Genomic DNA, 16,128 nt, shown 5'->3' on the forward strand with positions numbered 1-16,128 from the left:
CAGGCGGTTATCAACCTTAATGCGAGTGGGTCTGTGGTTGCGGCAGAAGGTGTGGCGGGCCGACCCGTCAGGGCGTCGGTTCAGGCGCAGCGGCATCGATCTGAACCGGGACAAGCGTCGCCGCGGCGTTCTGCGCGGCGGGCATCACCTCCTCCAGCAGCGCGGGCATCAGGCGCTCGGCAGAGGCAGCGGTGGGTGCGGCGGCGAGGGTCAGGGGCGGGGCCTCGGTCGCCAGCGCCAGCAGCAGCCATACGCCCTGATCGGCGTCCTCGGTGGGCAGGTTGATGGCGGCCTGGGCGGTGCGCACCCCCTGCGGATCGGTCAGCGATTGCGCTGTCAGGTCATAGGCCGACCCGTCCGGCGCGATCAGCGCCAGCCACAGATTGCGGGCCGACAAGCCGGGCACGCTGAGATTCAGCGCGAACCCGTCAGGCGTGGCCATGGCCTGCGCGCTCAGTTCCGGGGGTGTCGCGGCGCGACCGGCAAGCTGCGAAACCAGATCCAGCACCGGGCATTGCGCGGGGCTGACCCGATACGCGGCGATGCTGGGGCGGGTCTGGAAGGCGGCCTCGAAGGGGTCGAGGATGCGGGCCGGCGGGATGGGCGCGGGTGAAAAGACGGCAAGCGTCCCGGCCTGCGGCCCCGCCTCGACCCGTTGCGCAAGCGCGCAGGGGCCGAGGTCGAGTTCGGCGAGGAAGCCGTCGCGGGTGCGGGTGTCGCGGGCAGGCAGGGCGGTCGTGCCCGGTGGCGCTGCTTCCGCCGGCGGCGGGGGTGGCGGGATCGGGCGCAGCGTCATCCAGCCGAGGCCGGCAGCCGCGATCAGCACGACGCTTGCGGCCAGCAGGAAGGGGCCGCGCCCGGGGGATGCGGGGGGACCGGGCGCAGCGTCGGCTCCCGTCTCGACCGCCCCCGGCGCTTCGCCCGGCTCACCCGCTGCCACGCCTGCATCGCGCAGCACGGTCAGCGGCTTTGCGGCGCTGCTCGCCTCGGCCCCGGACTGCCATAGCGGCAGGCGGTAGCGCGCTGGGATCAGCATCGGGTCGTCCAGCATCTGGATCACCCGGCCCATATCGGCGGGCCGCGCCGCGGGGTCGGGCTCCAGCATGTGCTGCAGCAGCGGAAACAGCCGGTGCGAGACCCCGTCGAGCGGCGGGATCTGACGCCGCGCGGCCGAAGCGGTGGCCACCGAATCGCCCATCTCGATGGCCCGCCCCCGGATGATCGCGACCATCAGCAGCGCCAGCCCATAGATATCGGTGCGCGGGCCGATCAGCGCCGGATCATCGCCCAGTTGCTCGGGCGCGATATATTTGTATTTACCGGCAAAACGGCCATCGAGGCCATCGCCCAGCTCGGTCGAGCGGGCGATGCCGAAATCGATCAGCACGGCCTCTTCCACGCTGTCATGGCGCAGGATGACGTTGTCCGGCGACAGGTCGCGATGGGTCACCCCGCAGTCATGGGCGCGCGCCAACCCCTGCGCCAGCCGCCGCAGCAGCCGCCGCGCATCGTCGTCGGGCATCGGCACGCCGTCGCGCAGGCGGGCGCCCAGATGCGTGCCCTCGACGAATTCCATGATCAGGCAATAGCGGCCAAGCCCCTGATCCAGAACGAAGTTGTGATAGCTGACGATGGCCTCGTGGCGCAGCTGGACCAGCACCCGCGCCTCGCGGCGGAACATCTCGATGATGTCGCGGTCGCGGGCGAGTTCGGTCAGGATCACCTTGACCGCCACCGGATCGCCGGTGAACAGGTTGACGGCGCGATAGACCTCGCCCATGCCGCCGGTGCTGATCATCTCTTCGATGCGGTAGTTGTTGTTGATCAGCGTCCCCCGTTCGACAAGCCGGGCCCCCGGTGCGGCAAGGGGCGCGGCGAGTTCCGCCAGCACCGTCGGCTGCGCGGGCGGCAGGCCGAACTGCGTCAGCGGCGGGCGGGGCGGCTGCGTGTGACCGGCCAGTATCGTCTCGCCCAACCGGCCCGAGATGCGGGTGCGCGCGTCGGGTTCGGGAAAAGCCTGCGCGGCCGGGGGCAGGGTGGCGGGGCGGGGCCTGCGGTCGTCATCCATGGTCCGCCCCCTCGGGCGCGCGCTGCGCGCAATCGAGCACCAGCACCGTCACGTTATCCACGGCCCCCCGCAGCAGGGTCAGCGCCACCAGCCGGTCGACGCTGCCGCCGGGGTCGCGGCCCGAATCCAGCACCTCGGCGATCTCGTCATCGGCCAGATGCTCGGTCAGCCCGTCCGAGCAGATGAGAAAGCGGTCGCCCGGCTGCACGGTGCTGCCGGAAAATTCCGGCGCCAGATTCGGGCCGATGCCCACGGCGCGGGTCAGCACGTTGCGGCGCGGGAACTCGCGCGCCTGTGCAGGCGTCAGGTCGCCGCGTTCGACCATGGCCGCGACCTCGCTGTGATCGCGGGTCATGCGGCGCATCTGCCCCGCGCGCAGGCGATAGATGCGGCTGTCGCCGACCCAGGCGCAGGTCAGCTCGGTCCCGAAGACCATCAGCGCGGCGATGGTGCTGCCGGCCATGTCAAGGTCATGTTCCGCGATATGGGACCTGATCCGCAGATGCGCGCGATGCAGCCTTTCGCTGACCCGCCGTCGCTGATCGCTGGCCGAGACCGGCATCCCCAGCGCCGTCATCTCGCTGGTCACGATCTCGCTGGCGACATCGCCCGCCGCATAGCCGCCCATGCCGTCGGCCACCACCCACAGCCCGTATTGGGGCAGGCAGGCGTGGCTGTCCTCGTTCTGGCGGCGGACGCAGCCCTGATGGCTGCGGGCGGCGGCGCGATAGACCAGGGCCTCGGCGGTGTCGGTCATGGCCGGGCATCCCCCCGGCGCGCGGACGGGTGCGACGGGCCGGGGGGCCGCATGCGCTGATCCGGTGCGGGTTGTCGGGTCTGAATGTCCATGTCCGGCAGGATCACAGGTGAAGTATTCCGCGCCAAGCCTATCCCAACCCACCCCGCTTGGCGATCTGTGTCAGAACTGAAAGCGGAACTGCGCCGTCACGCCGACGCTGTCGATGGCATCGCCGAACCGCCCATCGACCCGGGCCGAGGTCGACAGCTGCCGCGCCTTGCCCCAACGCCCCGGCGCCAGCACCTTGACGTAGTTCGCCCCCAGACTGACCTCGCCAAACTCCTTGAGGATCTCGGAACGCATGATCTGGGTGTCGAAGCCCGCCAACTCGTCATTATACAGCCGCGAGACGGCGTCATCGGCGAAATCGCGGTAATAGGTCGCGGTGGCGAAGGCCTGGAGGGCGGCGTTCTGCTCCATGAACAGAAACGGCTTGCTGATCGAGGCGCCGAAGAAGCCGACCTTGCGCTCGCTGTCGTCGAAGGACATCAGGAACCCGTCCTCGAAGCTGATATTGTCGGTGCTGTAACGCGACCAGGCAAAGCCCGCGGTGGGGGCGATGCTCCAGCCGCTTTCGCCCATCGGCATGGTATAGCTGACCGAGCCGGACAGGGTAAAACCGTCGCTGCTGAAATCCGGGTCCGCGATGCCAAGCCCGCTGCCGGTGATGGCGCGGTTCTCGATCTGAAACGTGGTGCGCTCTTTGCGCAGTTGCAGGTCGGCCACCCAGCGGTCCTTGCTGGCGGTCGCGTACAGCCCGCCATAGCTCTGGGTGAAATCGGTCGTGGTGACGCTGGCGATGGCGCCGGTGGTGGCCTGCGAATCGGTGCCGTTGATGGCCCGGATCGGCTGGTCGGATTCGCCCTTGTTGACCCCCATCAGCACGCCAAAGCTGGTGTCCCAGCCGCCGAAACGGGCGTCGAAACAGCTAAGGTCGATGCCGCCCTGCATGCCGTAGTAATTTGCGGTCACCTCGTTTTCCAGCACGCTGACGCGGTTGTCGGTCAGTCCGGTCAGGGTGGCGCGCCCGCCGGTCGCGCGGCCCCAGCCGCCGGTGCCGCAGGGCTTGTCCGCGCTGTCGGTCACAAGGCCCGAGACATAGGGGCTTGTCGGGCGGTTCACGACCGAGCCGATCAGCGACTGCACCAGCGTGATATTGGCGAACATCGCGCCGATGGCGGGGTTCAGCTGGCTGACCAGCGTCAGATTGCCGCTCTGCCGGTCGCGGTCGACGGAGTAGACGATCCGCTCGGACGCGGTCGAAATCGGGTCGAAGGAATAGGCGAAGTCGTTGCCCGTGCCGAACCGGCGGTCGAGGGTCAGCAGCGTGATCCGCTCTCCGGTCGTGGCGGCGACCTGATCCGAGAGGTTCTGAAAGCCGAAATGCAGCCGCCCCGTCACCGGCCCGCCGCTGACCGCGATCCGGTCGGCGCGGCGGTTGCCGGTGTCGATGTCCATACGGATGTCGTTCTCGCCCGACAGCCCGGCCACGGTCAGCACGGTCTCGGTGCTAGCGTCCGACAGATCGACCAGCCCGCCCTGCGCGCCCTGCAGCGAACCCGCAACCTTCGCTCCCGCGCCCGAGGCGCGCAGCGTGCCCGCGTTCTGCAGCGGGGCCTGCAGGGTGCCTGCAAGGCTCAGCGTCGCGTCCCGCCCGATGCTGGCCGCGCCCGCCGTCACGCTATTCCCCGCCGCCAGCGCCAGATCGGCATTGGCCGCCAGCGTCCCACCGATCCGCAGCCCGTCGCCCAAGGTCAGCCGCCCGGAGTCAAACCGCAGATCGCCCGAGACGCGGCCCGCGACCTCGGCCACGCCGCCGCGAATGGTCAGCCGCCCGTCCAGCGTGCCGGTCTGACCATAGCTGCCGCTTGTGATCACATCGCTCTCCAGCCGCCCGGCCAGCGTCATCGACGCGCTCTGCTGGTTGATCGTCCCGCCCTGCGCGGTCACGCGGGCCTCGCGCCCCACCTCGAACCCGCCGGTCCCGCTGCCGGCGGTGTTGCGGATCTGGCCGGTGACCAGCAGATCCTGACCAAAGCTCAGCCGGCCGCCGTAATTGGTCACGTTGCCGTCGATCCGCCCGCCAAGCGCGGTCACGCCGCTCTGCCGTGTGATCACATCGCCGGTGATCGTGCCGGTGCCGTCAAGCTGCCCGCCATTGACGACCCGCCCGGCAATCTGCCCGTTCTGCAGGCCGACCCGCCCGGTATTCGTCAGCGCCGCATCCAGCCGCCCGGCCAGCGCCAAGTCGCCCGCATTGTCGATCGCGGCCTCTGAACTCAGCCGCTGCCCCGCACCGACACGCAGGATGCCGCCTTGCTGGTTTTCCAGCACGCCTGCGGCCAGCGCGCCATCGACCTCGAGCGAGCCCGAGTTGATCAGCGTCCCGACGCTGCCGCCGATCAGCGCCAGCCCGCGATTGCCGAGCCTGCCGGTGATGCTGCCCTGACCCTCGACGCGGCCGCCATTCGACAGCCCGCCCTCGATCAGCCCGCCGTCGAGCATGACGAGGCCCATCTGCGCGTTCCGCACCGTGCCGGTCAGCGTGCCGGACAGGCGCAACTCGCGATCATTGGCGACTTCGGCGGAGGTCAGGCGGTCGCCGTCGCGGACGATGACCGTGCCGCCGATATTGGTCAGCCCGTCCGCGACAAGATCGCTATTCGTGGTCAACACACCGCTATTGGTGACCGCGCCGGTCCGCCCGCCAATCGTCGCGCGACCGACGTTGTTCAGCGTCCCGGTGATGCGCCCCGTGCCTTCGACCGCGCCGAGATTCTCGACGCTGCCTCGGATCAGCCCGTCCGTCAGCACCATCCGCCCGGCGGCCTCGTTCTGCACCGGTGCGGCGAGTTCGCCGTTAATGACGAACTGGCCCCCGGTAACCCGCACGGCGGCGGCCGACACACGCGCGCCGGGTTCGATGGTAAAGCGGCCATCGCTGGTCAGTTGGTTCACGTTGCGCAGGTTGGCCTGGCTGTCCTCACCATTCTCGATCAGGAAATTGCCGCGATTGGTGATGTCATACCCCGCCGCGTCCAGATCGGCGCGGACCGTCACCCGTCCGGGCCGCTCGTTCACCAGATCCTGCGTCAGGACGGAATCGCTGTCATAGACCAGCCTTCCGATATTAATCAGCGGCTCGGCCAGAACGGGCAGAGACAGCAGCGAAATCAACGCCGTGCTGCCCAGAAGCAAAGGCGCGAGGCGGGCGGGGAATGCGGTCATGGGCGGGCTCGCTCGTCTCGGCTGAAGCTGTTCAAGGCCAGTATCGCCAAGGTGCAGCAGATCACAAGAGGTTTACCTGTGGTTGCGCCGCCAGCGCCTAGCGGCTGGCGCCAGAACCGAGGCCGCCGAGCAGGCTGGGGTCGATGCGCGGCGCGGTTGGCGCGGCGGGTGGCGCGGGCGGCGCGGCGCGGGCGGGGGCGGTTCGGGCGCGGGTTGCGGCGGGCGCGGCGGCGCGGGCAGGGGTGCTGCGGGCAGGTGCGGCGATGGGGGCGGGGCAGCTTATGCCCTCGGCATCGGCGAGGCGGCGGAACAGCGTCACATCGGGCACCGGCTCGGCCTGAGGCGCGCCGGGCAAGGCGAGATAGCGGCGCAGCGCCGCCAGCGTGCCCGCGCCCCATTGCCCGTCCACCGCGCCGCCATAGCAGCCAGCGAGCTGCAGCTCGGTCTGGATCGCCGCTGCCAGCCGGTCCTGCGGCGGGTCAAAGCGGCCGCGTTGCAGCAAAAGCTGGAACAGGCTGGGGTCGATCTCGCGCACCCGCTCGCGGTCGGCGCGGGGGATGCCGGTCTCGGCTGGCTGCCGGGGCGCGATCAGGATAGCCACCTCGCCCACAACAAGCGCCGGCTCTGGCTGGCCGGGCTTGCGCGGCGGGGCGGGCAGGCGCGCGGTGGCGAGCGCGTCGGCGGGCGCGGTGCGGGCCGTGATGATCGGCGCGGGTCCATCGGCCGCGGCGAGGCCGGGCGGCAGCGCGGCGATGACTGCGCCGGGTTTGGGCGCGGCGGTGCTGCGGGCGGTGACGGTCACCTGCGGGCGCGGCGGGGGGGCGATCAGGCGCAGCCCTTCCGCCAGCAGCAGCGCCAGCCGTTCGCCCTCGGGGCTGGCGGCGGCACGCGCGGCGAGGTCGGCGATTTGGCCGCTGTCGCACTCGCCCTTCTGCGGGGCGAGCAGCCAGACGGGGCCGGAAATGCTCTCGCGGATCTTGTCCGGCGTTGGCGAGCCCGCAGGCCAGTCGCAGTTGTTCAGCACGACGATCACCGGCCGCTGCGGCGGCATCCCGGGCCGAGGCGTGATTGGGAAGGTCAGATCCGTATCATTCGGGGGCTGGTCGAGATGGATCAGCCGTGCCACCTCCGGCGTCGCGCCTTGCGCCGCAGCGCCGCCCGGCGCGATCAGCGCCAGGGACAGCAGGGCCAAGAGGGCAAGTTCCGTGCGCATCATCACCACTTCCGCAAGGCTTGTCCGATGCTAGCAGACCCTCGCGCCCCCGCGAAGGCCCCGCGTCAGCCGGCGCTGTCCGCGCTGTCGCCCACGCGGCGGTTCCAGCGGATCGACGACCACAGCGACACCCCGATCAGCGCCGCCCCGCCCAGACCCGTCACGACCTCGGGGATGTGGAACAGCGATTGCAGGAACATGATGATCGACAGCGCGATGATGGCATAGAAGGCCCCGTGTTCCAGATAGCGGTATTGCGTCAGCGTCCCCTGCTCGACCAGCATGATGGTCATCGAACGCACATACATCGCCCCGATCCCCAGCCCGATGGCGATGACGAACAGGTTCTGGCTAAGCGCAAAGGCCCCGATGACGCCGTCAAAGCTGAAGGAGGCGTCCAGCACCTCGAGATAGAGAAACGCCCCCAGCCCGCCCTTGGCTGCGCCGGACAGCATCTGCTGGCTGTGATCCAGAAGCCCGCCCACCACCTCGACCAGCAGGAAGGTCAGCAGTCCCCAGATCGCCGCGCGGAAGAAGACCTGCGAATCCTCGGGCCGCAGGAAGCGCGAGAAGATCAGCACGGTGACAAGCACCACCGCGACCTCGATCCCGCGGATGCCGGAATAGCGCTGCATCGTCGCTTCGATCCACTGCACCCAATGGACGTCCTTTTCATGGTCGAAGAAGAAGCTGAGCCCGACCATCATCAGGAAGCTGCCGCCAAAGGCCGCGATGGGCAGATGCGCGTCGCGCATGATCGCGGCGTAATCGGCGGGCTTCGACGCCGCCAGCACCAGCGCCTGCCACGGCCCGATCCCGGCGGCGATGACCACGATCAGCAGCGGAAAGATGACCCGCATCCCGAAGACCGCGATGACGATGCCCCAGGTCAGAAAGCGGTGCTGCCAGACCGGCGACATGGACTTGAGCTTGTTGGCGTTCACGATGGCATTGTCGAAGGACAGCGAGATTTCGAGCACCGCCAGCACCGCGCAGATGAAGAAGACCGAGAGCATCCCGCCCATGGTCCCCGTCATCTGCCAGCCCAGAGCCGCGCCGAGCGCAAGCCCGATCAGCGTGACGATGAACGCCCATTTGAAATAATGCAGCATCCCCTTGCCAGAGGCAGCAGCGTTGTCGGTCTGCATGGCAGACTCCCCGAAGCGGCGGGTGATAGGTAAGTGCCGACATCACGAATGTGCCGCCACATTCGCCAGAGGGGCCCGGTCACCAAATCTGCTGCCGGGGCCGGTGGGGCCGGGCAGGTGGTCGGAAACTGGCGAAAACAGGCGCGGATTTCAAGGGGGGTCTGGCGGCGAGACGCGGCGGACCCTGCGTCCTGCGGCGATGGCGCAACAGGGGGCGAGGCCGTCAGGTCCGGTGGATTGGCGAGGCGTAACGCTCGCCGCCGCTGCCCCGGCAGCGGCTGCCCGTCTCAGCCGGCCAGTTCGACCTTCGCCGCCCGCCGCGCCTTGCGCCGCGCATAAGCCGCGGCACCCACGCCGACCAGCCACAGCGCCGCCAGCGTCCACAGATCGACCGCCAGCCGCCGTCCCCAAGGCGTCGGGCCGGGGGTGTTCATCAGCGCATCGCCCAGCACCGACAGCAGCACGCAGCCGACAAAGCTGATCAGCCCGCCGCGCCCGATCAGCGCCATGGCTCGGCCCGCGCCGGTCCCCGCCAGACGCGCCATCGGCTGCGCCAGCGGCACCGCGACGATCCAGGATGCGGCGAGGATGGCGATGAATCGCACCTCGTCCAGCGACCATTTGTCGACCGGCCCGACAAGCTGCCAAAGCTGCTTCGACAGCGCCTTGGCCTCGGGGCCATAGCGCCACAGCTGCGCCATCGCCAGCGAATACAGCAGGATGACACAGGCGGTGACGGTCAGCGTCCGGCGGTGCCGCAACAGGACCGGCATGAACTGCTCGCGGAACAGCCCCATCGCGATCCCGGCATGAAACAGCGCCTGCCAGCCGAAGGGGTTGAACAGCAGCCCGCCCGAGGCGCGCTGATTGGGCAGCATCGCGTTCAGCGGCACCGCAAAGGCCCAGACCGCGACCGAGCCGATGGCGAAAGCCAGCGGCCAGCGCCGCATCAGCGGCACGGTCAGCGGCACCACCGCCAGCAGCAGCACATACAGCGCCAGCACATCCATCAGGTTCGGCTGCATATACAGCGTGGCCAGCGTCACCACATAGCCCAGCGGAAACTCGACGATCCAGCGGGCATATTCGGACCAGACGGCGGTGTGGGGCAGTCCGGCCTCGAACAGCCCGCGCGACAGCAGCGCCAGCAGGACGCTGCCCGCGATCAGCGCCAGCCAGACCTGGATCGCGCGGCGGAAAAACCGCCATTGCGCGGCGCGGATGCCCTGCCGCGTCTCGATCCCCAGCCAGACCAGCCCGACCAGAAAGCCCGAGAGCAGCACGAACAGCTCGGCCGCGTCGAAGATGGCGAAGTTCGACAGCGTCACCTGCCGCAGCACGCTGATCGGCATGTGATCGAGCATGATCGCGATCAGCGCATAGCCGCGCAGCATGTCGAGGGCGACGATCCGCTTCATTGCGGCAAGCGCGCCCAGGCATCCAGCAGCGCGGCATCGCCCAGCAGGGCGGCGCGTTCCGGCCCATCTAGAAAGGACAGCGCCTGCGCCTGATCGCGGGCGACCGCGATCTTGGCCGCGGCCGAGACGGCGGGCAGGCGCTCTGCCACCGGGCGTTCGGGCTGCGGCGGGATCAGCGCCACATAGCTGTCCCGCGCCGCCGCGTCGCGGCCAAGGGTCAGGGTGGCATTGCCGCTGTGGCGCAAATGGCGGGCATGGGTGGTCGCGGCCGACAGGATGCGCGGCGGGTCACGCTCTTCCGGGGTCAGCAGCAGGCCCGCCGCCCGCGCCCAACGGCCGAGGACGGCAGAGGCGCTCCACCGCGAGGTCAGCGGCGCGAGGATCAGCCCGGCGAGGATCGGCGACAGCCAGACAAGCTGGCCGGGCGACAGGTAAGCCAGCACTGCCGTCACCAGAACCCCCGCCGCGACATGGATCGCGTGCCGGCGCAGGACCACGCCCCAGGGCGGCATGACACCCTTGCGGACCTGACTTTCCCAGCCGGAGCTGCGGCCCAGCAGGATCTCGGCGATCTGACGGGTCTGAATCAGCATCTGCACCGGCGCGATCAGGGCCGACATCACGACCTCGAACAACGCGCTCGCGGTGACGCGGGTGCGCCCGCCTGCATCGCGCGCCAGAGGCCGCCGCCACGCCCGCCAGATCGAGATCGCCTTGGGCAGCAGCAGCAGCGCCGCCGAGGCCGCCAGCAGCCACACCATGCGCCGGGCGTCAAAGGTCGGCCAGTCGGGAAAAAGCTGGTAGGTGGCGGGGAAATAGACCGGGCTCGACAGGATCACATTGGCGGTCAGGATCAGCCCGACAAGGATCAGCGCCATCCAGATCGGGCTCATCAGAAAGCCGAGGATGCCGATGGCGAAATGCACCCGGCTGATGGCGGTGAAGCCGCGCGCGCCGATCACGCGCAGATGCTGCAGATTGCCCTGCGCCCAACGCCGCTCGCGGATCGCCATGTCCAGAAGCGTGGGCGGGCAGCCCTCATAGCTGCCGCGCAGATCCCAGTCGAGCCGCACCTTCCAGCCCGCCCGGCGCAGCAGCGCGGCCTCGACAAAGTCATGCGACATCACCGTGCCGCCCCAGGGCGGGCGGCCGGTCAGTTCCGGCAGGCCGCAGCACTCGGCAAAGGCGGTGATGCGGATCAGCGCGTTATGGCCCCAGAAATTGCCGTTATCGCCTGACCATGCGGCGACGCCGCGGGCGATGGCGGGGCCATATATGCGGCCCGCGAACTGGACGACGCGGGCAAAGATGGTCTGGCCCTGCACCAGCATCGGCACGGTCTGGATCAGCGCCAGCGCCGGATCGGCCCAGAGCCGCGCCGAAAGCTGGCGCACGACATTGCCGCTGACCACGCTGTCGGCGTCCAGCACCAGCATGTGATCGTAACGCCCGCCCCAGCGGCGGATGAACTCGGCGATGTTGCCGGCCTTGCGTCCGGTGTGGTCCAGCCGGCGGCGATACCAGACCGGCACGGGCGAGCGGGCGCGCAGCCGCGACAGCGTCAGCGCCTCGGCCGCCAGCAGGTCGGGGTCGCGGCTGTCGGACAGCACGAAGATCTCGGTCCGGTCCGCCATGCCCTCGGCCGCGATCTCGTCGGCCAGCGCGGCCAGGATCGCCATGCTGTCGGCGGGGTCTTCGTGATAGATCGGCATGACCACGACCAGCCGCGCCTGACCATCGTCGCGCGGCGTTTCCGGTTGCCGCGCCAGAAGCCCCGCCACCATCGACGAAAAGCTGAAGCCGATCCAGGCAAAGGTAACGGTGAACAGCGCCAGCAGCACATATTGCATGGGCTGGATCTGGGTGCCGAAGGCCGACCACATCTGCCACGCCCCCAGCGCGCTGATCGCCAGCGCGCCGCCAAAGGCCAGCAGCCGGGCCAGCATCACCTCGGGCGCGGGGGCGCGAAAGCCGGGGCCGGGGGGCGGCGGGGCGGTAAAATCCTGCACCGGCATCGGCAGCGGGGATTCGCGCGGGGTGGCGGGCAGGTCTGTGCCGGAATCGGGGACGACATCCGCGCCCGGCGCAGGGGCGGGATCGGCGGCGCGCGCCAGCCCGGTTGGCTGGCTGTCGGAAAGGGGCGCGGGCACGCGATCAGCCCTCGGACCAGCGGAACAGCCAGCTTTCGGACAGCGCCACCTCGGCCGCCGTGATCTCGGCCCGCAGGTCGGCCACCAGCGCGCCGTTGGGGCGATATTCGAACGCCAGACGCATCAGCCCCTGTTCCGGCAGCCGCAGCAGATAGGAATGGTCGATGCTGCCGGCCGAGGCGGTGACATTCGGCACCGGATCGTCGCGCCCGACAAAGGGGGCGAGGTCGAAATCGACGAAAAAGCTGCGCACGCCCTTGCCGTTGATCGACCGGCCCGAGCGCGTGGCCACCACCTTGGCCAGCGGCCGGTCCGGCACAACCTGCGTCCCAAAGGACTGGACATAGGCGAAATCTGCGCGTTCCCCGGCCAGAAGCGGCGCGGCGGGCTGCCAGAAACTGACGATATTGTCGTGAAACTCGCTGTCGACCGGGATCTCGATCAGCGTCACCGTGCCCTTGCCCCAATCGCCCACCGGGTCGATCCATGCCGAGGGGCGGCGTTCGTAATGCGCCTCGGCATCCTGATAATCGTCAAAGCTGCGGGAGCGCTGGATCAGCCCGAAGCCGCGCGGGTCTTCATCGACAAAGGCCGAGATCTGCAGCTTGGCCGGGTTGCCAAGCGCGCGCCACAGCCATTGCCCGGCGCCGGTCTGCATCTGCAAGCCGTCGCTGTCATGGACGGCGGGGCGATAGTCGTCCTGCCCGGCCCCGTCGCCCGGCCCGAACCAGAACATCGAGGTCAGGGGCGCCACGCCAAAGCGTTCCAGCTTGCGCCGCGCAAACAGGGCGACGCGGGTGGTGACCAGCGTCTCGCGGCCGGGGGCGAGGATGAATTCATAGCCGCCGGCGACCGATTTGCTGTCCAGCAGCGCCTGAATGGTGACATGGCCGGTGCGCGGATCGGGGTCGTGCAGCCAGAACTCGCGGAAGACGGGAAACTCCTCGCCCTCGGGGCTGCCGGTGCCGATGGCAAGGCCGCGGCCCGACAGGCCATAGCGGTTGTCGCGGCCCAGCACGCGGAAATAGGATGCGCCCTGAAACACCGCCATTTCATCCAGCACATCGGGCCGGTTCAGCGCGTGGCGGACTCGAAAGCCGGACCAGCCCATCTGGTCGGGCGGGGTCTGCGCGGCCTCGGGCGGGAAATGCGCGGCGTCGAATTCCAGCATGGCGGGATCGAAGGGCACCGGCTGGGGCACGCCGTCGCGGACCAGGTTCATCCGCACCGGCTCGTGAAAGATCATCCCCGGCGGCAACAGATCAAGGCCAAAGCCCGCGATGCCCTTCCACGGATCGGCTTCGCGCCGGAAGCGAATGGCGCGATACTGGTCATAGCCAAGATCCTTGAACGTCCCGGTCAGCGGCGCCGAAGGGTTCTTCCAGTCTCGCGCCGACAGGCTGGCGGCGATCGCGGCCACGCTTTCAAAGCCGAAGGGCGGTTGCTGCACGACCTCTTCGGCGGCGGGTTCGGGCAGGCTTTGGCCGAACGCCGCCGATGTCCGCGCAAGCGCCAGAACCGCCGGAACCGAGCCAAGGAAAAGACGACGTTTCACCGAGACATACCCGCAGAGAGGAATCTGTCAGCCTGTTAAGTCATCCGCGCGAAAACGGCAAGAAATCCCGAAGGATGCGGGCGAAGATGCGCCCATCGCGAGGGCGTGAGCGGAAAGGCCCGCAGGCGCGGCTGTGTCCGCGCCAGCGGCGGGGCAGGGGTTACGCGCCGAGGACCCCCTTCACCGCTCAGCGCAGCCGCGACGGCGGCGTCGGCCGCATCGACAGCACGATCAGCGCCACGCCATTGGCCATCAGCTCCAACCCCAGCACCACGCCCAGGCTGCGGGCGAGGAAGCCCGGCACCCCGGTCAGCACCGCCGCCCCCAGCAGCAGCGAGACGACGCCCGCCGCGATGATGACCAGAAACAGTGGGTCCTGCCGCAACTGGCGCGAGAACCACAGCTTGGCGACACCCGATATCAGCAGCAGCACGCCCAGCAGGGTCCGCAGGAATGACCCCTCGGCGAAAGAGCCGAACAGCAGCAAAAGCCCCATGCTCAGCGCCGCCGCAGCCCCGATCCCGGTCCCCAGCCGGACCCGCATCCCGCTCGATTGCCAGGCCGAATAACCCTGCAAGGCGCCCACGATCACCAGCGCCCAGCCGGTCAGCGTCGTCGCCGCGACCGAGGCGGAAAGCGGGTTGAACACCGCCAGCAGCCCCGCAATGACCGACAGGACCCCCACGAAAATCCGCGTCATCGAGGGCTTCATGTCCGGCCTCCAGCCGCCTTGCGGCACCGGAGTTGCCCGTGGCCTGTCAGCCCGCCCCTGTCGCCTGCCATCATGCTCATCCGTTCACCCCCTCTTTGCCCGTTACAGCAGCCACTCGACCGGCAGCACGCCGATGACGACCAGCGCGATCTGTTGAAACCACGTCGCCTCGGGCTCTTCCTGATAGACGACCATCGTGCCATCCGGCGCGCGTTCGCGCCAGATCATCTTGTTTTCCGGCGTCAGGGCCGGGCGATAGCTGACCTGCTCGACCTGCCCGTCGAAATTGCGGCTGACCCGCTCGGCCAGCGTCGGGCTGTCGATCAGGAAGCCCATCTCGCAATTCAGCGTGGCCGAGCGCGGATCGAAATTGAACGAGCCGATGAAGATGCGCTGGCCGTCGACGGCAAAGGTCTTGGCGTGCAGGCTGGCACCCGAGAGACCGAAGGGGTTGATCTGCAACTCGCGTTCCGACGTCATCTCGCCGCGCAGCTTCAGCTCGTAAAGCTGCACGCCCGCCTCGAGCAGGGCGCGGCGATAGCGGGAATAGCCGGCATGGACCATCAGCACATCGGTGGTGTTGAGCGCGTTGGTCAGGATCGAGACCTTGACCCCCGACCGCGCCAGATCGCCGAACACCTTCGTCCCCTGCCGCCCCGGCACGAAATAGGCGGACACGAGGTCGAGCCGGCTTTCGATGCCGCCCAGAATCTCGGCCAGCCGGGTGATCATCAACTGGTCGCGGGTGGCGGTGCCCAGCCCCTTGACCGGATCGTCGGCGACAAGCTGGACCTCGGTCCACTCGATATTCGCGGCGTTTTCGGCATAGCGCTCGGCGCTGTTGCGGAACTCGTCCAGCAGGGTCGCGGCCTCGGCGCTGTCGCGGACCTGATCGACGCGGGCGCGAAAGCCATCGGCATCGCCCTGACCGCGAATGATGGTGGCCACGTCGAAAACCGATGCGCTGTTCCAGTAGTCGTCGAACATCGCGGCGGTTTCCGGCACGATCTGCCCGGTCGCCAGCGCGTCCATGTCGACATAGAACGCCTCGGGTCCGACCTGGAAATAGTCATTGCCGATATTGCGCCCGCCGATGATCGCCGCCGCACCGTCGACGATGAAGGATTTGTTGTGCATCCGCCGGTTCATGCGGAAGAAATCGAAGCTGTAGCCCAGCAGCTTGGGACGCCGCAGCATGGAGGGGTTGAACAGCCGGATCTCGAAATTCTCCTGCGCGTTCAGGGCGGCCATATAGGGGTCCAGCCCCGGCACGCCGTTATCGTCCAGAAGCAGCCGCACCCGCACCCCGCGCGCCGCCGCCTGCTGCAGGGCGTTCAGCAGCAGAATCCCCGAGGTGTCGTCCTGCCAGATATAATACTGCGCGTCGATCGAGGCCTGCGCCGCCGCCGCCAAGGACAGCCGGCTCGCCAGCGCATCATGCCCGCTTTGCAGCGGCAGAACGCCCGATTTGCCGGGATGGGTGGCCATGCCCTCGGCCATCAGCCGGCCGAGCAGGGTCGAGTTGTCGGCGGGGATCGCGGTCGAGGCGGGCCGGGTTGAGATATCGGGCGTGTGAAAGATCAGCCGCGCCACCACGATGGCCAGCGCCACCACGACGACCAGCACCGCGACCAGCTTCACCGCCCCCAGCATCGCACCCTCACCCGTCCTGCCATGCTGTCCCCTTTTCTTTGGCCGCGTCAGACCGCGCGGTTTCGGCATGGTGGCGCAGGAAAGGCCGAAGGTGCAAGGGATTTGGCCGATGGAAGCGCTTGCGGCGATCCAAAGTGTCACCCCTGCCGCAGCCGCGCTGCGCGGCTTTTCCATTGACCAAAGG

10 protein-coding genes are annotated in these 16,128 nt (G+C 68.9%); all 10 read right to left on the bottom strand.

Annotation, left to right across the window (positions count from 1 at the left end; translation table 11 throughout):
• Nucleotides 1–67: 67 nt before the first annotated feature.
• The 10 genes from CYR75_RS05070 to CYR75_RS05115 all read right to left on the bottom strand — a co-directional run bounded on the left by CYR75_RS05070 (nucleotide 68) and on the right by CYR75_RS05115 (nucleotide 16,013).
• Nucleotides 68–2,068, bottom strand: coding sequence for a serine/threonine-protein kinase (locus CYR75_RS05070; RefSeq protein ID WP_101499090.1), 2,001 nt, complete (start codon nucleotides 2,066–2,068; stop codon nucleotides 68–70).
• Nucleotides 2,061–2,825, bottom strand: coding sequence for a PP2C family protein-serine/threonine phosphatase (locus tag CYR75_RS05075; RefSeq protein WP_101499091.1), 765 nt, complete (start codon nucleotides 2,823–2,825; stop codon nucleotides 2,061–2,063). The genes CYR75_RS05070 and CYR75_RS05075 overlap by 8 nt, the downstream gene beginning before the upstream one ends.
• A 162-nt stretch (nucleotides 2,826–2,987) precedes the next feature.
• A complete protein-coding gene (locus CYR75_RS05080) occupies nucleotides 2,988–6,095 on the bottom strand; it encodes an autotransporter outer membrane beta-barrel domain-containing protein (RefSeq protein WP_101499092.1) in 3,108 nt (1,035 codons plus the stop codon).
• 97 nt (nucleotides 6,096–6,192) lie between these two features.
• Complete coding sequence (locus CYR75_RS05085; protein WP_101499093.1) at nucleotides 6,193–7,311, bottom strand: hypothetical protein; 1,119 nt, start codon at nucleotides 7,309–7,311, stop codon at nucleotides 6,193–6,195.
• 62 nt (nucleotides 7,312–7,373) lie between these two features.
• Complete coding sequence (locus tag CYR75_RS05090) at nucleotides 7,374–8,456, bottom strand: DUF475 domain-containing protein (protein ID WP_101499094.1); 1,083 nt, start codon at nucleotides 8,454–8,456, stop codon at nucleotides 7,374–7,376.
• A gap of 287 nt (nucleotides 8,457–8,743) precedes the next feature.
• Nucleotides 8,744–9,874, bottom strand: a complete 1,131-nt coding sequence (gene opgC, locus CYR75_RS05095) for an OpgC domain-containing protein (RefSeq protein WP_101499095.1) — start codon at nucleotides 9,872–9,874, stop codon at nucleotides 8,744–8,746.
• A complete protein-coding gene (mdoH, locus tag CYR75_RS05100) occupies nucleotides 9,871–12,024 on the bottom strand; it encodes a glucans biosynthesis glucosyltransferase MdoH (RefSeq protein ID WP_225972847.1) in 2,154 nt (717 codons plus the stop codon). Before mdoH ends, opgC begins: the two co-directional genes overlap by 4 nt.
• Before the next feature lie 4 nt (nucleotides 12,025–12,028).
• Entirely contained in the window at nucleotides 12,029–13,579 is a 1,551-nt protein-coding gene (locus CYR75_RS05105) for a glucan biosynthesis protein (protein WP_101499096.1), read from the bottom strand.
• 187 nt (nucleotides 13,580–13,766) lie between these two features.
• Nucleotides 13,767–14,291: an HdeD family acid-resistance protein gene (locus CYR75_RS05110; protein ID WP_101499097.1), complete on the bottom strand. Its 525-nt coding sequence runs from the start codon at nucleotides 14,289–14,291 to the stop codon at nucleotides 13,767–13,769.
• Between the two features lie 102 nt (nucleotides 14,292–14,393).
• The gene (locus CYR75_RS05115; protein WP_225972848.1) at nucleotides 14,394–16,013 is read right to left on the bottom strand and encodes a phospholipase D family protein; all 1,620 of its coding nucleotides are present in this window, start codon (nucleotides 16,011–16,013) and stop codon (nucleotides 14,394–14,396) included.
• Nucleotides 16,014–16,128 lie beyond the last annotated feature (115 nt).

The organism is Paracoccus jeotgali (assembly GCF_002865605.1).
Taxonomy (GTDB): Bacteria; Pseudomonadota; Alphaproteobacteria; order Rhodobacterales; family Rhodobacteraceae; genus Paracoccus; species Paracoccus jeotgali.